Annotated in this window: 18 protein-coding genes; 11 read left to right on the forward strand and 7 right to left on the reverse strand. The window is 62.8% G+C overall.

The annotated features are described in order from the left end of the window. The first annotated feature begins 171 nt into the window (after positions 1 to 171). Entirely contained in the window at positions 172 to 1,935 is a 1,764-nt protein-coding gene (locus ACEXP3_RS18770; RefSeq protein ID WP_377298600.1) for a ShlB/FhaC/HecB family hemolysin secretion/activation protein, read from the forward strand. 46 nt (positions 1,936 to 1,981) lie between these two features. Here ACEXP3_RS18770 and ACEXP3_RS18775 read toward each other — a convergent pair whose 3' ends face one another. Next, positions 1,982 to 2,236, reverse strand: coding sequence for a hypothetical protein (locus ACEXP3_RS18775; protein WP_210103977.1), 255 nt, complete (start codon positions 2,234 to 2,236; stop codon positions 1,982 to 1,984). A 188-nt stretch (positions 2,237 to 2,424) separates the two neighbouring features. On the opposite strand from ACEXP3_RS18775, the gene ACEXP3_RS18780 reads away from it, so the two are divergent. From ACEXP3_RS18780 to ACEXP3_RS18805, 6 genes are all read left to right on the forward strand, one after another. Continuing rightward, on the forward strand, positions 2,425 to 3,003 hold the full coding sequence (locus ACEXP3_RS18780) for a DNA-3-methyladenine glycosylase (protein WP_377298601.1): 579 nt from the start codon (positions 2,425 to 2,427) through the stop codon (positions 3,001 to 3,003). 131 nt (positions 3,004 to 3,134) lie between these two features. Next, positions 3,135 to 4,340 carry a kynureninase gene (gene kynU, locus ACEXP3_RS18785; RefSeq protein ID WP_377298602.1) on the forward strand — a complete coding sequence of 402 codons (1,206 nt, stop codon included), beginning with the start codon at positions 3,135 to 3,137 and terminating at the stop codon, positions 4,338 to 4,340. Next, positions 4,337 to 5,176, forward strand: a complete 840-nt coding sequence (gene kynA, locus ACEXP3_RS18790; RefSeq protein WP_377298603.1) for a tryptophan 2,3-dioxygenase — start codon at positions 4,337 to 4,339, stop codon at positions 5,174 to 5,176. Before kynU ends, kynA begins: the two co-directional genes overlap by 4 nt. A 35-nt stretch (positions 5,177 to 5,211) precedes the next feature. Beyond that, positions 5,212 to 6,039, forward strand: coding sequence for a hormone-sensitive lipase (locus tag ACEXP3_RS18795; RefSeq protein ID WP_377298604.1), 828 nt, complete (start codon positions 5,212 to 5,214; stop codon positions 6,037 to 6,039). A 115-nt stretch (positions 6,040 to 6,154) separates the two neighbouring features. Beyond that, positions 6,155 to 6,865 (forward strand): YoaK family protein, encoded by a 711-nt coding sequence (locus tag ACEXP3_RS18800; RefSeq protein ID WP_377298605.1) that lies wholly within the window; start codon positions 6,155 to 6,157, stop codon positions 6,863 to 6,865. Between the two features lie 4 nt (positions 6,866 to 6,869). After that, on the forward strand, positions 6,870 to 7,652 hold the full coding sequence (locus ACEXP3_RS18805) for a YdcF family protein (RefSeq protein ID WP_377298606.1): 783 nt from the start codon (positions 6,870 to 6,872) through the stop codon (positions 7,650 to 7,652). Positions 7,653 to 7,655: 3 nt separating this feature from the next. Here ACEXP3_RS18805 and ACEXP3_RS18810 read toward each other — a convergent pair whose 3' ends face one another. Beyond that, entirely contained in the window at positions 7,656 to 8,147 is a 492-nt protein-coding gene (locus ACEXP3_RS18810) for a hypothetical protein (RefSeq protein ID WP_377298607.1), read from the reverse strand. A 109-nt stretch (positions 8,148 to 8,256) separates the two neighbouring features. On the opposite strand from ACEXP3_RS18810, the gene ACEXP3_RS18815 reads away from it, so the two are divergent. After that, the gene (locus tag ACEXP3_RS18815) at positions 8,257 to 8,907 is read left to right on the forward strand and encodes a trimeric intracellular cation channel family protein (protein ID WP_377298608.1); all 651 of its coding nucleotides are present in this window, start codon (positions 8,257 to 8,259) and stop codon (positions 8,905 to 8,907) included. A 24-nt stretch (positions 8,908 to 8,931) separates the two neighbouring features. Here the strand turns inward: ACEXP3_RS18815 and irrA are convergent, their stop codons facing one another. After that, positions 8,932 to 9,348, reverse strand: a complete 417-nt coding sequence (gene irrA / locus ACEXP3_RS18820; protein ID WP_210103984.1) for an iron response transcriptional regulator IrrA — start codon at positions 9,346 to 9,348, stop codon at positions 8,932 to 8,934. 290 nt (positions 9,349 to 9,638) lie between these two features. On the opposite strand from irrA, the gene fabA reads away from it, so the two are divergent. From fabA to fabI, 3 genes are read left to right on the forward strand one after another with little or no spacing between them, the layout of a single operon-like run. Further along, a complete protein-coding gene (gene fabA / locus ACEXP3_RS18825; protein ID WP_210103985.1) occupies positions 9,639 to 10,154 on the forward strand; it encodes a 3-hydroxyacyl-[acyl-carrier-protein] dehydratase FabA in 516 nt (171 codons plus the stop codon). Positions 10,155 to 10,196: 42 nt separating this feature from the next. After that, complete coding sequence (gene fabB, locus ACEXP3_RS18830) at positions 10,197 to 11,420, forward strand: beta-ketoacyl-ACP synthase I (protein WP_377298609.1); 1,224 nt, start codon at positions 10,197 to 10,199, stop codon at positions 11,418 to 11,420. Positions 11,421 to 11,424: 4 nt separating this feature from the next. Next, positions 11,425 to 12,231 (forward strand): enoyl-ACP reductase FabI, encoded by an 807-nt coding sequence (gene fabI, locus ACEXP3_RS18835; protein ID WP_210103987.1) that lies wholly within the window; start codon positions 11,425 to 11,427, stop codon positions 12,229 to 12,231. An 87-nt stretch (positions 12,232 to 12,318) separates the two neighbouring features. Here the strand turns inward: fabI and ACEXP3_RS18840 are convergent, their stop codons facing one another. From ACEXP3_RS18840 to truB, 4 genes are all read right to left on the reverse strand, one after another. After that, positions 12,319 to 13,335, reverse strand: a complete 1,017-nt coding sequence (locus tag ACEXP3_RS18840; protein WP_377298610.1) for a class I SAM-dependent methyltransferase — start codon at positions 13,333 to 13,335, stop codon at positions 12,319 to 12,321. Positions 13,336 to 13,520: 185 nt separating this feature from the next. Further along, a complete protein-coding gene (gene pnp, locus ACEXP3_RS18845; RefSeq protein ID WP_377298611.1) occupies positions 13,521 to 15,662 on the reverse strand; it encodes a polyribonucleotide nucleotidyltransferase in 2,142 nt (713 codons plus the stop codon). Between the two features lie 379 nt (positions 15,663 to 16,041). Continuing rightward, the gene (gene rpsO / locus ACEXP3_RS18850; RefSeq protein ID WP_210103990.1) at positions 16,042 to 16,311 is read right to left on the reverse strand and encodes a 30S ribosomal protein S15; all 270 of its coding nucleotides are present in this window, start codon (positions 16,309 to 16,311) and stop codon (positions 16,042 to 16,044) included. Between the two features lie 162 nt (positions 16,312 to 16,473). Next, positions 16,474 to 17,403, reverse strand: coding sequence for a tRNA pseudouridine(55) synthase TruB (truB, locus tag ACEXP3_RS18855; RefSeq protein ID WP_377298612.1), 930 nt, complete (start codon positions 17,401 to 17,403; stop codon positions 16,474 to 16,476).

The following is a 17,403-nucleotide window of genomic DNA, read 5'->3' on the forward strand; positions in this document are numbered from 1 at the left end:
GGCGGCCTTCGCCGCCCGACGCCATGCAAGCAGACTGGGGAGGCCCGCGGGGGGTCTCCCTGCGGAATTTCGGGGGTTCAGGTGCGGTCGGTTCGGGACACACAGCGCGGCGGATTGAGCCGGCGCGACAAGGCACAACAGATCGGGACAGCGACGGATGCCGCGCAGGGCATGGCTTTGACCGGTCGTCTGGTGTGGGCGGGCGCCATGCTGGTCGGCCTGTCTTGCGGCATGGCTGCGGCTCCGGCCGACGCGGCACCGGCCCTGCCGACGGTGCCTTCGGCGACCAATGCCGATATCAACAATCCCCGCGCCGTGAGCGATTTCGAGGAGCGTGAACGCCAGCGCGCGCTGGAGCGCGCCACCGACCGGCAGCCGGCAGCACCGAGCGCGCCGGAGCACGAGGACGTGGCCGTGCCGAAGGGGGCAGAGCGCGCAAGTTTCGTGCTGAAGGATGTCGCGTTCAACGAGAGCCGCATCTTCACCAAGGCCGATCTCGACGCGATCGTGGCGCCTTATCTCAACCGCAAGATCTCCGTCGCGGATCTGTTCCGCATGACGGCAAAGATCAACGCGACCTATCGCGAGCGGGGCTATATCACGGCACAGGCGGTGCTGGTGCCGCAGCAGATCGCTGGCGGTCATGTCCGCATCCAGCTGGTGGAAGGCACGATCGGCGCCGTCGAGGTGTCCGGCAACAAGAAGGTTCGCTCGGATGTGGTGATCGACCATGTCGAGGTGCTGCCGGGCAGCATTCCCACCATCCAACTGATCGAGCGGCGGCTGGCCGCGGTCAACCAGAACCGCAAGTTCCAGGTCACGGCCGGGCTGAAGCCCGGCAAGGAGACCGGCACCACGGATCTTCAGTTGCAGGTCACCAGCGAGCCGAAGCCCTTCAGCGGCACCGTCTATATGAACAACCAGGGCACCCGCGACAGCGGCCGCTATACGCTCGGCGCCACCGCGAGCCTCTACTCGCCGTTCGGCTATGACGAAACCCTTTCTGCCGGCCTGACCACCTCCGTCAGCGACATGAGCAACATGTTGCAGGATTTCGACGTCGGCTCCTATTTCTTCGACGCGGATCTTCCGATGCCGGTGGGCAATGGCGGGCTGCGCCTGCTGTATTCGCATTCGGATTCCAAGGTACTGGAAGGCAGCTTTGCCTCGCTCGGCGTGCTGGGTCGCGGCGATCTCGTCAGCCTCACCTATACGCAGCCTTTCTACACCACGCCGACCTGGAACTTCTCGACCGTCAGCGGCGGCCAGTGGAGCGATACCCACAGCGAGGTCAGCACCGTCGATACCGACACGCTGTCGTTTCGCGTGTTCGGCGGTGTAAAGGGGCAGGCAACCTTCCCCACCACCGGCACCTATATCGAAACCGAGCTCCGCCTCATCCAGTCCTGGGTCGATACCAAGGGGCTGAGCGGCCATGACCGCGACACCATCACCCGCATCGTGGGCAGCGCCACGCTGTTCCAGTCGATGGGCGATGGGCTCAGCCTGATGATGCGGGCGGGCGGACAATATACGCCGGAAAAGCGCCTGCCCTCCGGCGAACTCTGGTATCTCGGCGGCGTCAGCACGCTACCCGCCTACGAGCTGTCGTCCCTGTCCGGAGACAACGGCCTCTACCTTGCCAACCAGATCCGCTACAGTTCTGACTATTACAACAGCGGCATGCAGCAGGCGCTCGGCATTCCCTTCTCATCCGGCATCCGCGCCTTCTACGATGTCGGTGCCGTGTTTGACGATTACCTGCGCGGGGAATCCAGCAGCTTCTACTCGGATGCGGGTTTTGGGCTGGATTTCGACATTGGCGGGCACCTGAGCGGCGACCTATCGGTAGCCTGGGCGATCGATCCTGAGATGAACAAAAACATCGAGATCGATAAGCCGCGCTTCCTCTTCACGGTCACCACCAGCTTCTGACGGACGGGCTGCAGCCCTCTGGGATGGCGCGACGGCGAATTCGGCATCACCGCCGCGGTTCGCCGCCCGGCGCGTAGACGCTTTTGCGGGCAAACAGGAATTTGTGGCCGCACTGGCAGCGCAGCATGTATTTTTTGGGGTCGCGGGCGGCAAATTCGGTGGTGAAGCCCTTGGGCATCTCGTCGATGGCAAAGCCCGGGTCCTTGCGGCGCGGGTCGTCGTCTTCCGACACCTCGGCAAAGCCGGAGTGTCCGCATTGCGGGCATTCGAGTTTTCGGGAATATCGGTCGCGTGCAGCCATGCGGGGGTAAGTAGACGCTCGACCTTGCCCTGACAAGACCGGGGAGAAGCAGGCGCCGGCAAAACCGCGATGGCCCCCAGAGGCGCTTGCGTCCCCTCGCCTGATCCGCGATCCGCCATTGCAGCCTTGCATCCGCCGGCACGTCGGGCGACAACGCCGGTTCGGGACTGGAGCAGGGAGCGAAGGCCATGCAGGAGCACGCTTTTTTCGACCGCAGCGCCGTTATCGTCGCACAAGACCTGATCGGCGCCATGCTTACGGTCAACGGCGTTGGCGGCATGATCGTCGAAACAGAAGCCTATGAGCCGGATGACCCGGCCTCGCACAGCTTTCGCGGACCGACGGCCCGAACCCGCACCATGTTCGGCCCTGCCGGTCATGCTTATGTCTACCGGTCCTATGGCATTCACTGGTGCCTGAATTTCGTCTGCCGGCCGGGCAGTGCCGTGCTCATCCGCGCGCTTGCACCGACGATCGGCCTCAACGAGATGGCACGCCGGCGCGGGCGCGCCGACCCGTTGATGCTCTGCTCCGGACCCGGGCGCCTGGCGCAGGCGCTCGGCATAGACAGTGGGCACGATGGCGCGCCGCTCGATGCGCCGCCTTTCGCGGTGGAAGCTGCAGCGACCCCTCCCCTCATCCTCAGCGGCCCCCGCATCGGCATCACCAAGGCGACCGATCTGCCCTGGCGTTTCGGCCTTGAAGGCTCTGCCCATCTCAGCCGTCGCTTTCCCGCAGATGGGAAGGCACCACCTCCCGCGCCATAAAGTGACGCGTGGGGTGGAATACCTAGTTTAAACTTAAAATGATTTGGGTATCATGCCGGAAACGCCCGCAGCGGCGTCGGGAGCATGGACCGGTCGGGGGCGGCAAAAATCCCCTGTGGGGCACAGAGAGAATGACGGACTTTCAAAAGACACGGGCGCTGTTTCACATGCCGGACGGCGTCATCTACCTGGATGGCAACTCGCTGGGGCCGCTGCCACTTTCCGCGACCGAGCGGGTGCGCGCCCTGATGGTGGACCAGTGGGGCGAAATGCTGATTCGCGGCTGGAACCAGGGCGGCTGGATGGCGACACCGCGTCGCATCGGCGACCGGGTCGGCCGCCTCATCGGCGCGCCCGAAGGCACGGTGGTGATGGGCGACACGCTCTCCATCAAGGTTTATCAGGCGCTTGCCTCCGCCCTGCAACTGGCCGAGGAACGTGATCCCGCCCGGCGCGTCATCCTCTCCGACAGCGGCAACTTTCCCTCCGATCTCTATATGGCCGAAGGGCTGATCAAGTCGCTCGATCGCGGCTATGTGCTGAAATTGGTCGATCCTCTGGCCGTGGAAGAGGCGATCGATGAAACGGTTGCCGTCACCATGCTCACCGAAGTCGATTACCGTACGGGGCGCCTGCACGACATGAAGGCGCTGACGAAGAAGGCACATGCGGCCGGCGCGTTCACCATCTGGGATCTTGCCCATTCCGCCGGCGCCATTCCCGTCGATCTCTTGGGCGCCGATGCCGATTTTGCCGTCGGCTGTACCTATAAATACTTAAACGGCGGCCCCGGCGCGCCGGCCTTCATCTATGTTGCTCCCCGCCATGCCGACCAGGCGCGGCCGGCGCTCTCCGGCTGGCTCGGCCACGAAAAGCCCTTTGCCTTCGATCTCTCCTATCGCCCCGGTGAGGGCATCGACCGCATGCGCGTCGGCACCCCGCCCATCCTGGCGCTTGCGGCCCTGGATGCAGCACTCGACGCCTGGGACGATGTGGACATGGCCGACGTGCGCGAAAAGTCGATTGCGCTTTGCGATCTCTTCATCGCTGAAGTGGAGGCGCGCTGCCCCTCGCTCACGCTTGCCTCGCCGCGCGACGGCAGGAGCCGCGGCAGCCAGGTGTCGTTTCTGCATGACGAGGGCTATGCCATCATGCAGGCACTCATCGCACGCGGCGTGATCGGCGATTTCCGTGCGCCGAACGCCATCCGTTTCGGCTTTACGCCGCTTTACATCGACGAGCGCGATGTCGTGTCTGCCGTCGACATTCTGGCGGAGATCATGGACCAGCGGCTCTGGGACAGGCCCGAATTCAAGCAGAGGGGTGTTGTGACGTGAGCGGAAAACCCTACAATCCGGCCGAAGACGGCGCCGAAATGTCGTTCCGCGAAAAAATGTCCTACACCGATTACCTGCAGCTCGACCCGATCCTGTCGGCGCAGAAGCCGCTGTCGTCGGCGCATGACGAACTGCTGTTCATCATCCAGCACCAGACCTCGGAGCTTTGGATGAAGCTTGCCATCCACGAGATCCGCTCGGCCATTGCAGCGATCCGCCGGGACGAGCCGCAGCCGGCCTTCAAGATGCTGTCGCGCGTGGCGCGTATCTTTGAACAGTTGAACAATGCCTGGGACGTGCTGCGCACCATGACGCCGAGCGAATATACGCAGTTTCGCGATGCGCTCGGCCAGTCGTCCGGCTTCCAGTCGGCGCAGTACCGCGCCATCGAGTTCCTCGCCGGCAACCGCAACCTCGCCATGCTCGGGCCCCACAGCCACCGGCCTGACCTGCTCTCCCACCTGGAAGACGTCCTGGCGAGCCCAAGCCTTTATGACGAGGCGATCCTGCTTCTTGGCCGCAACGGTTTCGACATCGGCGCCGATGGCGAGCGGACGAGTTTTCGCGAGAAGCGCGTGGAAAGCGAAAAGGTGCTGGAGGCCTGGCGGCAGGTCTATGCTGCCCCCTCGCGCTTTTGGGATCTCTACGAGCTGGCCGAAAAACTGGTGGACTTCGAGGATTATTTCCGCCGCTGGCGCTTCAACCATGTCACGACCGTGGAGCGCGTCATCGGCTTCAAGCGCGGCACCGGCGGCACCTCCGGCACGCATTACCTGAAGAAGATGCTGGAAGTGGAACTGTTTCCGGAGCTTTGGCGGGTGCGCACCGTTCTCTGACCGATCAACCCCAACACGCTGGCGAGGCCACATTCATGCTCTTTCACCGCATCAACGACTGGGACGACGCCTATACCAACGGCGCCAATATTCCGCGTGGCGAGGAGTGGCCGAGCCGTTGGGTGGCGCCGGCTCTTGCCTATCGTGAAGACCTGGCCGCAGAGGGCCGCGCCAAGCTCGACCTCTCCTATGGCGATGCCCCCCGCAATCGCTACGACCTGTTTTTGCCGGAAAGCACGCCCAAAGGCCTCGTCGTCTTTGTCCATGGCGGATACTGGCAGGCGCTGGACAAATCCTTCTGGTCGCATCTGGCAAAAGGCAGTGTCGAGAGCGGATTTGCTGTCGCCATGCCCTCCTATACGCTGTGCCCTGAGGCCGGGGTCGGTGATATCGTTCGGGAAATCGGTGCGGCGATTATCGATGCGGCAACCGAGATCGATGGGCCGATCCACCTCACCGGCCATTCCGCCGGCGGCCATCTGGTGACGCGGATGATGGCAAAGACCTCGCCACTGCCCGAGGATATCCGGGGGCGGGTGAACAATGTCGTGTCCATCTCCGGCGTGCATGATCTGAGACCCCTCGTCAACACCGGCCTCAATACCAAGCTGCAGCTAACGCCGCAGGAGGCCGCGGCCGAAAGCCCGGTTCTGATGGAGCCCGGACACGGCGGGCGACTGTTCTGCTGGGTCGGCGGCAATGAGCGCGCCGAGTTCCTGCGCCAGAATGCCCTGATGGCCAGCATCTGGCTGGGGCTCGGGGCAGAGACCGGTGCCTATGTCGAACCCGATCGCCACCATTTCACGGTAATCGACGGACTTGCCGACAGGAACCATCCGCTGACGCTCACGCTCTTGTCATGATGCGACGCAATATGTGAGCCGGTGATTATCGCCGGGACATTTCCTTCGGGCAGCCGGACCGGCTAGGCTCTCGCGAAACATCATCGGCCCGATGATTCGGGCTGCCGAGGGCGATATGACACGGGCAAGACGGCGCAGGATCATTCGTGTGCAGCGAACGGGCACGGGGCTTGCGCTGGTGGCGGCGATTTCCTTCATCGCCGGCATGACCGATGCGATCGGGCTGCGTCTCTCCGGCGATTTCGTCTCCTTCATGACCGGCAACACCACGCGAGCGGCGATTTCCCTGGCCGATGGCGATCTGCACCACGGGCTGGTGCTGCTCGGTGCCGTCCTCGTCTTCGTGCTGGGTAATGCCGCCGGCATCGTCGTTGCCCATCTCGTGCAGCGGCGCATGTTCGGTGTTCTGGCCGGCGTCGCCATGCTGCTGTCGCTTGCTTCCATGCTGCAGGATCCGGATCTGCATCTCCTGCGATTTTATATGGTCGTGCTCTCCATGGGCATGGTCAATGCCACCATCGAGCACATCGAAGGCCTGCCGATCGGGCTAACCTACGTCACGGGTGCCCTGTCACGCTTCGGGCGCGGCATCGGGCGCTTTATCATGGGCGAGCGCAAGATGGACTGGACCATCCAGGCGGTTCCGTGGCTCGGCATGATCTCCGGCGCGCTCTGCGGTTCTGTTCTCGGATTGGCGCTTCCGGGAGATGCCCTGTTCATTGCCGCAGTACTGACACTGTTCGTCGCTCTATCCACGCTTCTGATGCGCCGCACATTGCATCACCGCTATAACCAGCGCATCGCCCGCGCGACCGGCACCAAGTGAGTGAATGTTTTATCTGTCAAAAATCGTCTGGCTGCTGGCTCAGCCTCTGTCGCTGTCGTTTTTCCTGTCGTGTCTTGCAGCCGTCGCCGTCTTTTGCGGCTTTCGGCGCAGCGGCGGGCTGATGGCCGCGGCGGCAGCCCTCCTCCTCTTCGTCACGCTCTACACCACGACCGGAAACCTTCTGCTGCAGTCGCTCGAGAACCGGGTGGCGCGGCCGCCCAATGATCCGGCCGATATCTCCTGCATGATCGTGCTCGGCGGTGCGATCGAGAACGAGGTGATGAGCGGCCGTGGCGGCATCGAGCTGAACGCGGCAGCCGATCGCTACACGCAGGCCCTGCGACTGGCGCTTGCCCATCCGGCGGCCCAAATCCTCATCTCGGGCGGCGACGGGTCCTTCAGCGGCGCCTACGAGGGCGAGGCCGGTGCCGCCGCGCGGTTCTTTGCCGCCTACGGCGTGAAACCCGAGCGGCTGATTGCCGAAAACACGTCCCGCAACACCTTCGAGAACACGCTGAACACGCGCGACATTCTTGCGCGCGACGGCTTGGCAAACTGCCTGCTGATCACCTCGGCCTTCCATATGCCGCGGTCGATGGCGCTTTTTGACAAAGCGGGGCTCACGGTCACGCCCTATCCGGTCGATTACCGCACGAGCGGCACGGTGACGGTCGGTTTCGATTTTACCCAGCCGTCTCTTAACGCACAGAACATGTCGACGGCGGTCCGCGAATGGCTGGGTCTCTTCGGCTATTACGCGGCAGGCCGCATCGACTGGCCGTTCTGAGCGCTATTTGCGCGAGATCGTCACCATCTTGGCTCCGCGCACCCGCACCGTCATCTCGCAAGGGGCGGTATCGGTGCGGTCGCAGAATTTCGGATGCATCCGGAAGACGAAGACCATGTTGCCGAACCGCTTGACGAAGTCATAGCCAAAAATCTTGGCCGTCGACATCATGAAATAGCCGCCCTCCTTCACCTGCAGATAGAAATTATACGGGCAGCCATCGGCATCGCAGCCCACGCCCTTTTCGCCATTGCAGGTGACGGCGCCATGATTGACGATGGCATCGATGATGCCGTCATTGTTGATGTCCGTGCGGGTGATGAAATCGTCAGCGAAAGTGGGGCTGGCGCAGATCTTGCGGAAATGGTCCTTCTCGTAGATTTCCGGATCGCTGAGCAGCGCCTGCTGGGCACCTGCCATGGCGGGCAGGAGCGAGAGCAGGGCCGCCTGCAGAAGAATGATCAGAAGTTTTGCCACGCCCTTGGTCTTCCCCATGGATTGCCTGTAGACAAGGCCCGCTGCCAATGGCGGCAGGCCGGATGCGCGGATATGATGCACCCTGCCGCTTGCGCGACGCTGGCGTGCCGTGGGAGGTCGAGGTCACATGTCTGTGCTGATGATGCTGGATTATGCAGGCGTCGCGCTGTTTGCCGCAACGGGTGCCCTTGCCGCCTCGCGCAAGCAGCTGGATCTGATCGGCTTCCTGTTCTTTGCAGCGGCAACGGGCATCGGCGGGGGAACACTGCGCGATCTGGTGCTTGGCCGCACACCGGTCTTCTGGGTGATGGACCCGACCTATCTGGTGATCTGCGCGGCCGTCGGCATCTTCGTCTTCCTCACCGCCCACCGCGTGGAATGGCGCTACAAACTGCTGATCTGGCTCGATGCGGTCGGGCTTTCCGCCTATAGCGTCATGGGGGCGGCGAAAGGCTTTGCGACCACCGGTTCGCTGACGATTGCCATCGTCACCGGCACCATGACGGCCACCTTCGGCGGCATCCTGCGTGATCTCATCGCCAACGAGCCGTCGATCCTGCTGCGGCCGGAAATCTATGTGACGGCAGCACTGGCTGGCGCCACGGTCTTTACCGGCGCAAACCTTCTCAGCCTGCCGCTGCCGGTCAGTTCGGCCGCAGGCTTTGCCATTGCCTTTGGCCTGCGCGGCGGGGCGCTCTACTATGGCTGGACGCTGCCGCGCTACCGCGCACGACCGGGACGGCCGGCGGACGAGGCGCTGAAGAAACGGAAGAAATAGACGATGGATTGAGAGGCGCCGGCCTCAGGCCTTCTTCTCGCGCAGCCGGATGATGACGTCGACATGGGCGATTTCCATGCCCTCGGGTGCCTCGGGCAGATTGCCGATTTCCAGATTGCTGACGGGAATGTCGAGAACCTCGTTGCGGCCTTCGACAAAGAAATGATGGTGATCGGACACGTTGGTGTCGAAATAGGTGCGCGCGCCCTCAACGGCGAGAACGCGGATCAGGCCCGCCTCGGTGAACTGGTGCAGCGTGTTGTAGACGGTCGCCAGCGACACGGGCACGTCGGCGGTGATTGCCTCCTCGTGCAGTTCCTCGACGGTCAGGTGGCGATCACCCTTGGCAAACAGAAGGTCGGCCAAAGCCACGCGTTGCCGCGTCGGCCGCAGCCCGCAATCGCGCAATCTGGTTTCCACGTCGGTGATGGCGTCAGCCATGAGTGAGGCAAGCTCCTGTAAAGCCGGTATTCTCGACTTTTGCATATAACTTTTATGCGTGCCGCTTTCAATAGCGCCAGCGCCCTCGCCGTAAACCGCCCAGCAAGGAAAATGCGCAATTTTGCACGAAATGCCTCTGGTTTGCCGGGTTCCGTTCCTATATGCCGACCTGAATCAATCTGGATCGGCCCCCTGGCAACACCGGGGAGCGGATTCATGCGCTTCAATTTCCGCCGCTCTTGCTTTAAACAGGCGCAACGACCGGCGAAGAGGGGGAACGGACAGGCCTCATGGACAGCAGACAATCGAGCTTCTCGTATGAAGAAATACTGACCTGCGCACATGGAGACATGTTCGGGCCAGGCAATGCGCAGCTGCCCCTGCCGCCCATGCTGATGTTCCACCGCATCACCGAGATTTCCGAAACGGGTGGCCCGAACGACAAGGGCTTCATCCGCGCCGAATTCGACATCACGCCGGATCTGTGGTTCTTCCCCTGCCATTTCGAAGGCGATCCGGTGATGCCCGGTTGCCTCGGCCTCGATGCCATGTGGCAGCTCACCGGCTTTTATCTCGGCTGGCTCGGCGAGCCCGGCAAGGGCCGCGCCATTTCCACCGGCGAGGTCAAGTTCACCGGCATGGTGACGCCGAAGACCAAGCTTGTCGAATACGGCATCGACTTCAAGCGCGTCATGCGTGGCCGCCTCGTGCTCGGCATCGCCGACGGCTGGATGAAGGCCGATGGCGAAGTCATCTACCGCGCCAGCGATCTGCGCGTCGGTCTCTTCCAGGAAAAGGCCGCCTGACGGCCGGCCGCCTGCTCAAAACGAACTGAAAAGGTCAATCTCATGCGACGGGTAGTTGTCACAGGCTTGGGTGTCGTTTCCTCCATCGGCAATGATGCCGCCGAGGTCACCGCGTCTCTGCGCGATGCGAAATCCGGCATCTCCTTCTCCAGCGATTTTGCCGAACATGGCTTCAAGTGCCAGGTCTGGGGCAAGCCGCAGCTCGATCCGACTGATCTAGTCGATCGCCGCGCCATGCGGTTCCTGAGCCAGGGCGGCGCCTGGAACCATGTGGCCATGAAGCAGGCGATTGCCGATTCGGGCCTCGAAGAGAGCGACTACGCCCAGAACGAGCGCGTCGGCATCATCATGGGCTCCGGTGGCCCCTCCACCCGCACGCTGATCGAAGCAGCCGATATCACGATCAAGAACAATAGCCCCAAGCGCATCGGCCCGTTTGCCGTGCCGAAGGCGATGTCCTCCACGGCATCCGCTACGCTTGCCACCTGGTTCAAGATCCACGGCGTCAACTATTCCATCTCGTCGGCCTGCTCGACCTCCGCGCACTGCATCGGCAATGCGGTGGAGATGATCCAGTGGGGCAAGCAGGACATGATGTTTGCCGGCGGCCACGAGGATCTCGACTGGACCATGTCGAACCTGTTCGACGCCATGGGTGCGATGTCCTCCAAGTACAATGACACGCCCTCCACCGCCTCGCGCGCCTATGACGTCAGCCGCGACGGTTTTGTCATCGCCGGTGGCGCTGGCGTTCTGGTTCTGGAAGAGCTGGAGCATGCCAAGGCCCGCGGCGCCAAGATCTATGCCGAAGTGGTCGGCTACGGCGCCACCTCCGACGGTTACGACATGGTGGCCCCGTCTGGCGAGGGCGCGATCCGCTGCATGCGCCAGGCGCTTGCCACCGTCGACGGCAAGGTCGATTACATCAACACGCACGGCACCTCGACGCCGGTGGGCGACGCCAAGGAAATGGGCGCCATCCGCGAAGTGTTTGGCGAAAACCTGCCGCATATCCAGTCGACCAAGTCGCTGACCGGCCATTCGCTGGGTGCTGCCGGCGTGCAGGAATCGATCTATTCGCTCTTGATGATGCAGGCCGGCTTTATCGGCGAAAGTGCCCATATCACCGAACTCGATCCGGAATTTGAAGGCATGCCGGTGGTGCGCTCGCGCATCGACAATGCCAAGATCGATATTGCCCTTTCCAATTCCTTCGGGTTCGGCGGCACCAACGCCACGCTCGTCTTCCAGCGCTATAACGGATAAGACCATGAGCGGTATCATGCAGGGTAAGCGCGGCCTCATCATGGGGGTCGCGAACAATCACTCCATCGCCTGGGGTATTTCAAAGGCGCTCGCCGCCCAGGGGGCCGAGCTTGCCTTCACCTACCAGGGCGATGCACTGGGGCGGCGCGTGAAGCCCCTCGCCGCCGAAGTCGGTTCCGATTTCGTGCTTCCCTGCGACGTGGAGGACCTTGCCTCCGTGGATGCCACGTTCGCGGCCATCAAGGAGCGCTGGGGCAAGCTCGACTTCGTCGTGCACGCCATCGGCTTTTCCGACAAGAACGAGCTGAAGGGCCTCTACGCCGATACGACGCGGGACAATTTCAGCCGCACCATGGTGATCTCCTGCTTCTCCTTCACCGAGATCGCCAAGCGCGCCGCAGACCTGATGGTCGATGACGGTGCGATGCTGACGCTGACCTATGGCGGCTCCATGCGGGTGATCCCGAACTACAACGTGATGGGCGTCGCCAAGGCCGCCCTGGAATCGTCCGTGCGCTATCTGGCGGCCGATTACGGTCCGAAGGGAATTCGCGTCAACGCCATCTCGGCGGGGCCCGTGCGCACGCTGGCGGGTGCGGGCATTTCGGACGCGCGCGCCATCTACTCGTGGAACCAGAAGAATGCGCCGCTGCGCCGCACCGCGACCATCGAGGATATTGGTGGCTCAGCGCTTTACCTTCTGTCGGACCTGTCGCGCGGCGTGACCGGCGAGATCCACTACGTGGATGCCGGCTACAACATCACCTCGCTGCCCTCGCTCGACCGGCTGCGCAACGCCGATTCGGAGTGAGCGCTTCGCGCCTCCTGTCATGAAAAAGGCCTCCGGATCGTCGATCCGGAGGCCTTTTCTCTTGGTCTTCATGGAAGCTGCGAAGCGTCACTTCTTCGCCTGCAGCACCTTGAAGCGGGCATTGCGGCACACTTCGCCGCTTTCCTTGAACTCCGCCGCCAGGACCGGCTCGTAAGGCAGCCCGCGATTGGCGACCATCAGCAGGCGACCGCCGATGCGAAGCGCAGAGGACGCCGCCTTGATGAAGCTCTGGCCGATTTCCGGATTGGCCGCATGGCCTTCATGGAAGGGCGGGTTCATGATGACGAGATCGTATTTTTCCTTGATCGGCTCGGCCGTCAGATCCTGCCAGAAAAAGCGCGTCGAAAGCTGCGGGCAATTGCGGGCAAGGTTCTTGCGGGCGCATTCCAGCGCGCGGTGATCGGCCTCGAACAGGTCGATGCGGTTTACCCGCGGCGAAGCATCCGCCAGCATCACCGAGAGATAGCCCCAACCGGCGCCGAGATCGGCGGCATTGCCATCGAAATCGCGCGGCAGGCGGCTTGCCAGAAGCTCCGAGCCGGCATCGGCATGCTCATGCGAAAACGTGCCCGGCAGTGCTTCGAAGCGGGCATCGATGATCGAAACCGGACGGCGAAGGGACGCAAGGGCTGCATCGACATCGTCCGGGCGCTGGAACCAGACGACGACACCGTGATATTTCGGCATGGATTCGATGGCAAAGCCCAGGTTGAGCAGTTGCTTGCGCAGCGGCTGGATGCCGTCCTCCTTGGAACCGGCAACGGTGATGATGCCGCCCGGCTTCACGCGAGACAGCGCCTCGGCCATGTTGTTGTCGTTCTCGCCGCGGTGCTTGCCGCAAAGCACCAGCGCGCCGTCATAGTCCTCGCCTTCCGGCTCCGGCACGATATGGGCGCCAGCGACCGACAGCGGGCGATAGAGCGGCCGCAGCGGCTGCACATTGGTGATCGTGGCGCCAAAGCCTTCCGGCAGGCGCGGGCCGCTCTCGGCGGCCAGAAACAGGATGCGGGAGCCTTCGCCGGGCATGGGCAGCGTGCCGATGGCGAAAGGATGGAACAGCGTTTTCACGGCGTCGCGGATCATGAAGAGTTTCCGATCTGTGGAGCGTGCGCCAGAGCCTGGCCGACAAACGCTCGATCTCTAAGGGTTGGGGCTGTGCTGCTGACCATACGAGTGCTGCAACGGCCCGAAGTGGACCAGAAGGCCCGAATAGGAAAAGGGCGCGGAAACATTTTCCGCGCCCCAGAAGTCATCCGGATGCGAGCGCCTTATTCGGCGGCTTCGCCTTCCTTCTTCTTGTCGGCGGCGATTTCCTGCCCGGTCGTCTGGTCGACAACCTTCATGGACAGGCGAACCTTGCCGCGCTCGTCAAAGCCCATCAGCTTGACCCAAACCTTCTGGCCTTCCTTGACCACGTCCTGGGTCTTGGCAACGCGATCGGCCGCCAGCTGCGAGATGTGCACGAGACCGTCACGGGCGCCGAAGAAGTTGACGAAGGCGCCGAAATCGGCGGTCTTCACAACCGTGCCTTCGTAGATGGCACCGATTTCCGGCTCGGCCACGATCGAGTGGATCCACTTGCGGGCCGCTTCGATCTCCTTGCCGGAGGAAGAGGCGATCTTGATCGTGCCGTCGTCTTCGATGTTGATCTTGGCGCCGGTCTTTTCGACGATTTCACGGATGACCTTGCCGCCCGAACCGATGACTTCGCGGATCTTGTCGACCGGGATGTTCATCACTTCGATGCGCGGTGCAAATTCGCCGAGCTGCGAGCGACCTTCGCTGATGGCGTTCGCCATTTCGCCGAGGATGTGCTTGCGGCCGCCCTGTGCCTGGGCGAGAGCCACCTTCATGATCTCTTCGGTGATACCGGCGATCTTGATGTCCATCTGCAGCGAGGTGATGCCGTCGGCGGTACCTGCAACCTTGAAGTCCATGTCGCCGAGGTGGTCTTCGTCACCGAGGATGTCGGAGAGAACCGCAAAGCGGTCGCCTTCAAGGATGAGGCCCATGGCGATACCGGCCACCGGCTTTGCCAGCGGAACGCCGGCGTCCATCAGAGCGAGAGACGTGCCGCAGACGGTTGCCATCGAGGACGAGCCGTTGGACTCGGTGATCTCGGAGACGACGCGCAGCGTGTAGGGGAACTGTTCCGGCGACGGCAGCATCGGACGGATCGCGCGCCATGCGAGCTTGCCGTGACCGATTTCGCGACGGCCCGGGGAGCCCATGCGACCGGTTTCACCGACCGAGTAGGGCGGGAAGTTGTAATGCAGAAGGAAGCGTTCCTTGTACATGCCGGTGAGGCTGTCGACATACTGCTCGTCTTCGCCGGTGCCGAGCGTGGCAACAACGATCGCCTGCGTTTCGCCGCGGGTGAAGAGCGCCGAACCGTGGGTGCGCGGCAGGATGCCGACTTCCGACACGATGGCGCGAACCGTTTCGAGATCGCGGCCGTCGATGCGGCTCTTGGTATCAAGAATGTTCCAGCGAACGATCTTGGCCTGCAGATGCTTGAAGACGGCGCCGATGACTTCGGCTGTGTACTTCGGCTCTACGCCTTCGGGGAAGAAGTGAGCCTTCACCTTGGCCTTGACGGCGTCGACGGCAGCGTAACGATCAGCCTTCTGGGTGATCTTGTAGGCGGCGCGCAGCTCGGTTTCGGCAATCGAGAGCATTTCGGCTTCGAGAGCGGAATGATCTTCCGGTTCGAATTCGCGCGGCTCCTTGGCGGCAACTTCAGCGAGCTTGATGATCGCGTCGATGACCGGCTGGAAACCCTTGTGGCCGAACATGACGGCACCGAGCATGACGTCTTCGTTCAGTTCCTTGGCTTCCGATTCCACCATCAGGACGGCGTCCTGCGTGCCGGCAACGACGAGATCGAGAACCGATTCGTCCATCTCGTCGAGATGCGGGTTCAGAACATATTCGCCGTTGATATAGCCAACGCGCGCACCACCGACCGGGCCCATGAAAGGAACGCCCGACAGCGTCAGCGCAGCCGAGGTGGCAACCATGGACAGGATGTCCGGGTTGTTTTCCAGGTCATGCTGGATAACCGTGACGACAACCTGCGTGTCGTTCTTGTAGCCTTCCGGGAAGAGCGGGCGGATCGGGCGGTCGATCAGGCGTGAAACCAGCGTTTCATTTTCCGACGGACGACCTTCGCGCTTGAAATAGCCACCCGGGATCTTGCCGGCGGCGTAGGTCTTTTCCTGGTAGTTGACGGTGAGCGGGAAGAAGTCCTGGCCCGGCTTCGGCGACTTGGCCGACACAACGGTGGCGAGAACGACGGTTTCGCCGTAGGTGGCGAGAACCGCGCCGTCGGCCTGACGGGCGATCTTGCCGGTTTCCAGCTTCAGCGGGCGTCCTGCCCACTCGATTTCGACAGTGTGTGTATTGAACATGCTATGTCCTTCGTAGCGCGGCGGCGCGGCATCGGCATCCAGGCGGATCCCCAGGCGTCGCGCGGCCTTTGCGCAATGCGACACGATCACGGGCAAGACAACGGGAGGCTTTCAGAGGCGTTGCGGCTGTTCCGCAGCGCTTGGCAATACCTCGCCAGTTAAGGCATCAAAGGCATTGCCCGCCGGCGCCCGCATTGGGAACGTCAGCGAAAGCATCCGGCAATCCTGCCCCATGACAGGTCATCGGTTACGTTCGGCGGCCCGGCCATCCGGCCCGCCAGTGCCGTCCGGTATCGAACGGTTCATGCCTTGCCGGGCACATCGGGCCCGGATCGGAAACCGGCGGACCGTCTGTTCGACGGCCCGCCGGAAATCTGTTTTAGCGGCGGATGCCGAGACGGGTGATCAGGTTGGTGTAACGAGCCTCGTCCTGCTTCTTGACGTAGTCGAGAAGCGAGCGGCGGGTCGAAACCATGGTCAGAAGGCCACGACGCGAGTGGTTGTCCTTCTTGTGACCCTTGAAGTGTTCCGTCAGGTTGGTGATACGCTCGGTCAGGATCGCGACCTGAACTTCCGGCGAACCGGTGTCGCCTTCCTTGGTTGCGTATTCCTTGATGAGGGCGGCCTTGCGCTCTGCAGTGATCGACATCGTAAATCCTTTCGATGTGAGGATGGAAGGGGTCGCCATAGGCCGGGATGTCGTCCAGCCTTGGCCATGAAGGCAAGAGAGCGAAAATGACGCATCTCAATGCTGGCGGTGCCTATAAACCATTCGGCCCGCCTTGGGAAGAGGCATGTAATTGAGGGCTTCTCAGCCGAAGACGCGCTTCGGCCGGAACTCGCCTTCGCCGATCTCGCCAATGGCGATCAGCTTGCCGCCGGCAAGCGCCACCGCCTCCGGTTCGGCCACCGGCGCATCGCGCCCGCGCAGAATGATCGGGTTGCCCATGCGCAGGCGGTGGGCCTGGTCGTCGGTGATGCGGATCTGCGGCAGGGCCGACAAGGCCTCGCTGGTATCGACGAGGAAAGCGTCGAGGGCGGCCAGCCGTTCGTCGCGATCCTCGATGGCTTCAAGCGCGATGAGATCGGCAAGCGGCACCATGGTGTCTTCGGCAAAGGGCGCCACATAGGAGCGGCGAAGCTCGGAAATATGCGCATAGCAGCCGAGATCGCGTCCGAAATCGCGTGCCAGCGACCGCACATAGGTGCCCTTGCCGCATTCCACCTCGAAGAAGGCGCGGTCCGCCTCCGCCTTCAGCAGCGTCAGGCGGAAGATTTCCACCTCGCGGGCCGGAATGTCCACCACTTCGCCGTCGCGCGCCAGATCATAGGCGCGCTCGCCGGCAATCTTGATGGCGGAAAACTGCGGCGGGATCTGGCTGATCGTGCCGGTATAATTCGGCAGGATGGCGCGGATGTCTTCCTCGGAAGGCCGGTTGTCGGAAGACTGCGTGACCTCGCCCTCCAGGTCGTCGGTCGAACGCTCTTCGCCCCAGGTCACGGTGAATTCGTAGATCTTGCGGCCGTCCATGACGTAGGGCACGGTCTTGGTCGCATCGCCCAGCGCAATCGGCAGCATGCCGGACGCGAGCGGATCGAGCGTGCCGGCGTGACCGGCCTTCTGGGCGTTGAACAGCCACTTGATCTTGCCGACGGCTTCGGTCGAGCCGAAATCCACCGGCTTGTCGAGGATCAGCCAGCCGGAAATCGGCCGGCCCTTGGGTTTGCGCGGTTTGGACAT

Origin of the sequence: Neorhizobium fuzhouense (assembly GCF_042611105.1) — a bacterium.
Lineage (GTDB): Bacteria > Pseudomonadota > Alphaproteobacteria > Rhizobiales > Rhizobiaceae > Neorhizobium > Neorhizobium galegae_A.

Coding starts and splice junctions, on each gene's coding strand:
- rpsO (WP_210103990.1), bottom strand. CDS start 16,311: ATGTCGATCACTGCAGAGCGCAAGGCCGCCCTCATCAAGGAATACGCA.
- ACEXP3_RS18815 (WP_377298608.1), top strand. CDS start 8,257: ATGTCTGTGCTGATGATGCTGGATTATGCAGGCGTCGCGCTGTTTGCC.
- ACEXP3_RS18795 (WP_377298604.1), top strand. CDS start 5,212: ATGCTCTTTCACCGCATCAACGACTGGGACGACGCCTATACCAACGGC.
- ACEXP3_RS18770 (WP_377298600.1), top strand. CDS start 172: ATGGCTTTGACCGGTCGTCTGGTGTGGGCGGGCGCCATGCTGGTCGGC.
- ACEXP3_RS18810 (WP_377298607.1), bottom strand. CDS start 8,147: ATGGGGAAGACCAAGGGCGTGGCAAAACTTCTGATCATTCTTCTGCAG.
- fabB (WP_377298609.1), top strand. CDS start 10,197: ATGCGACGGGTAGTTGTCACAGGCTTGGGTGTCGTTTCCTCCATCGGC.
- ACEXP3_RS18775 (WP_210103977.1), bottom strand. CDS start 2,236: ATGGCTGCACGCGACCGATATTCCCGAAAACTCGAATGCCCGCAATGC.
- pnp (WP_377298611.1), bottom strand. CDS start 15,662: ATGTTCAATACACACACTGTCGAAATCGAGTGGGCAGGACGCCCGCTG.
- ACEXP3_RS18780 (WP_377298601.1), top strand. CDS start 2,425: ATGCAGGAGCACGCTTTTTTCGACCGCAGCGCCGTTATCGTCGCACAA.
- ACEXP3_RS18800 (WP_377298605.1), top strand. CDS start 6,155: ATGACACGGGCAAGACGGCGCAGGATCATTCGTGTGCAGCGAACGGGC.
- ACEXP3_RS18805 (WP_377298606.1), top strand. CDS start 6,870: ATGTTTTATCTGTCAAAAATCGTCTGGCTGCTGGCTCAGCCTCTGTCG.
- truB (WP_377298612.1), bottom strand. CDS start 17,403: ATGTCCAAACCGCGCAAACCCAAGGGCCGGCCGATTTCCGGCTGGCTG.
- fabI (WP_210103987.1), top strand. CDS start 11,425: ATGAGCGGTATCATGCAGGGTAAGCGCGGCCTCATCATGGGGGTCGCG.
- fabA (WP_210103985.1), top strand. CDS start 9,639: ATGGACAGCAGACAATCGAGCTTCTCGTATGAAGAAATACTGACCTGC.
- kynU (WP_377298602.1), top strand. CDS start 3,135: ATGACGGACTTTCAAAAGACACGGGCGCTGTTTCACATGCCGGACGGC.
- ACEXP3_RS18840 (WP_377298610.1), bottom strand. CDS start 13,335: ATGATCCGCGACGCCGTGAAAACGCTGTTCCATCCTTTCGCCATCGGC.
- irrA (WP_210103984.1), bottom strand. CDS start 9,348: ATGGCTGACGCCATCACCGACGTGGAAACCAGATTGCGCGATTGCGGG.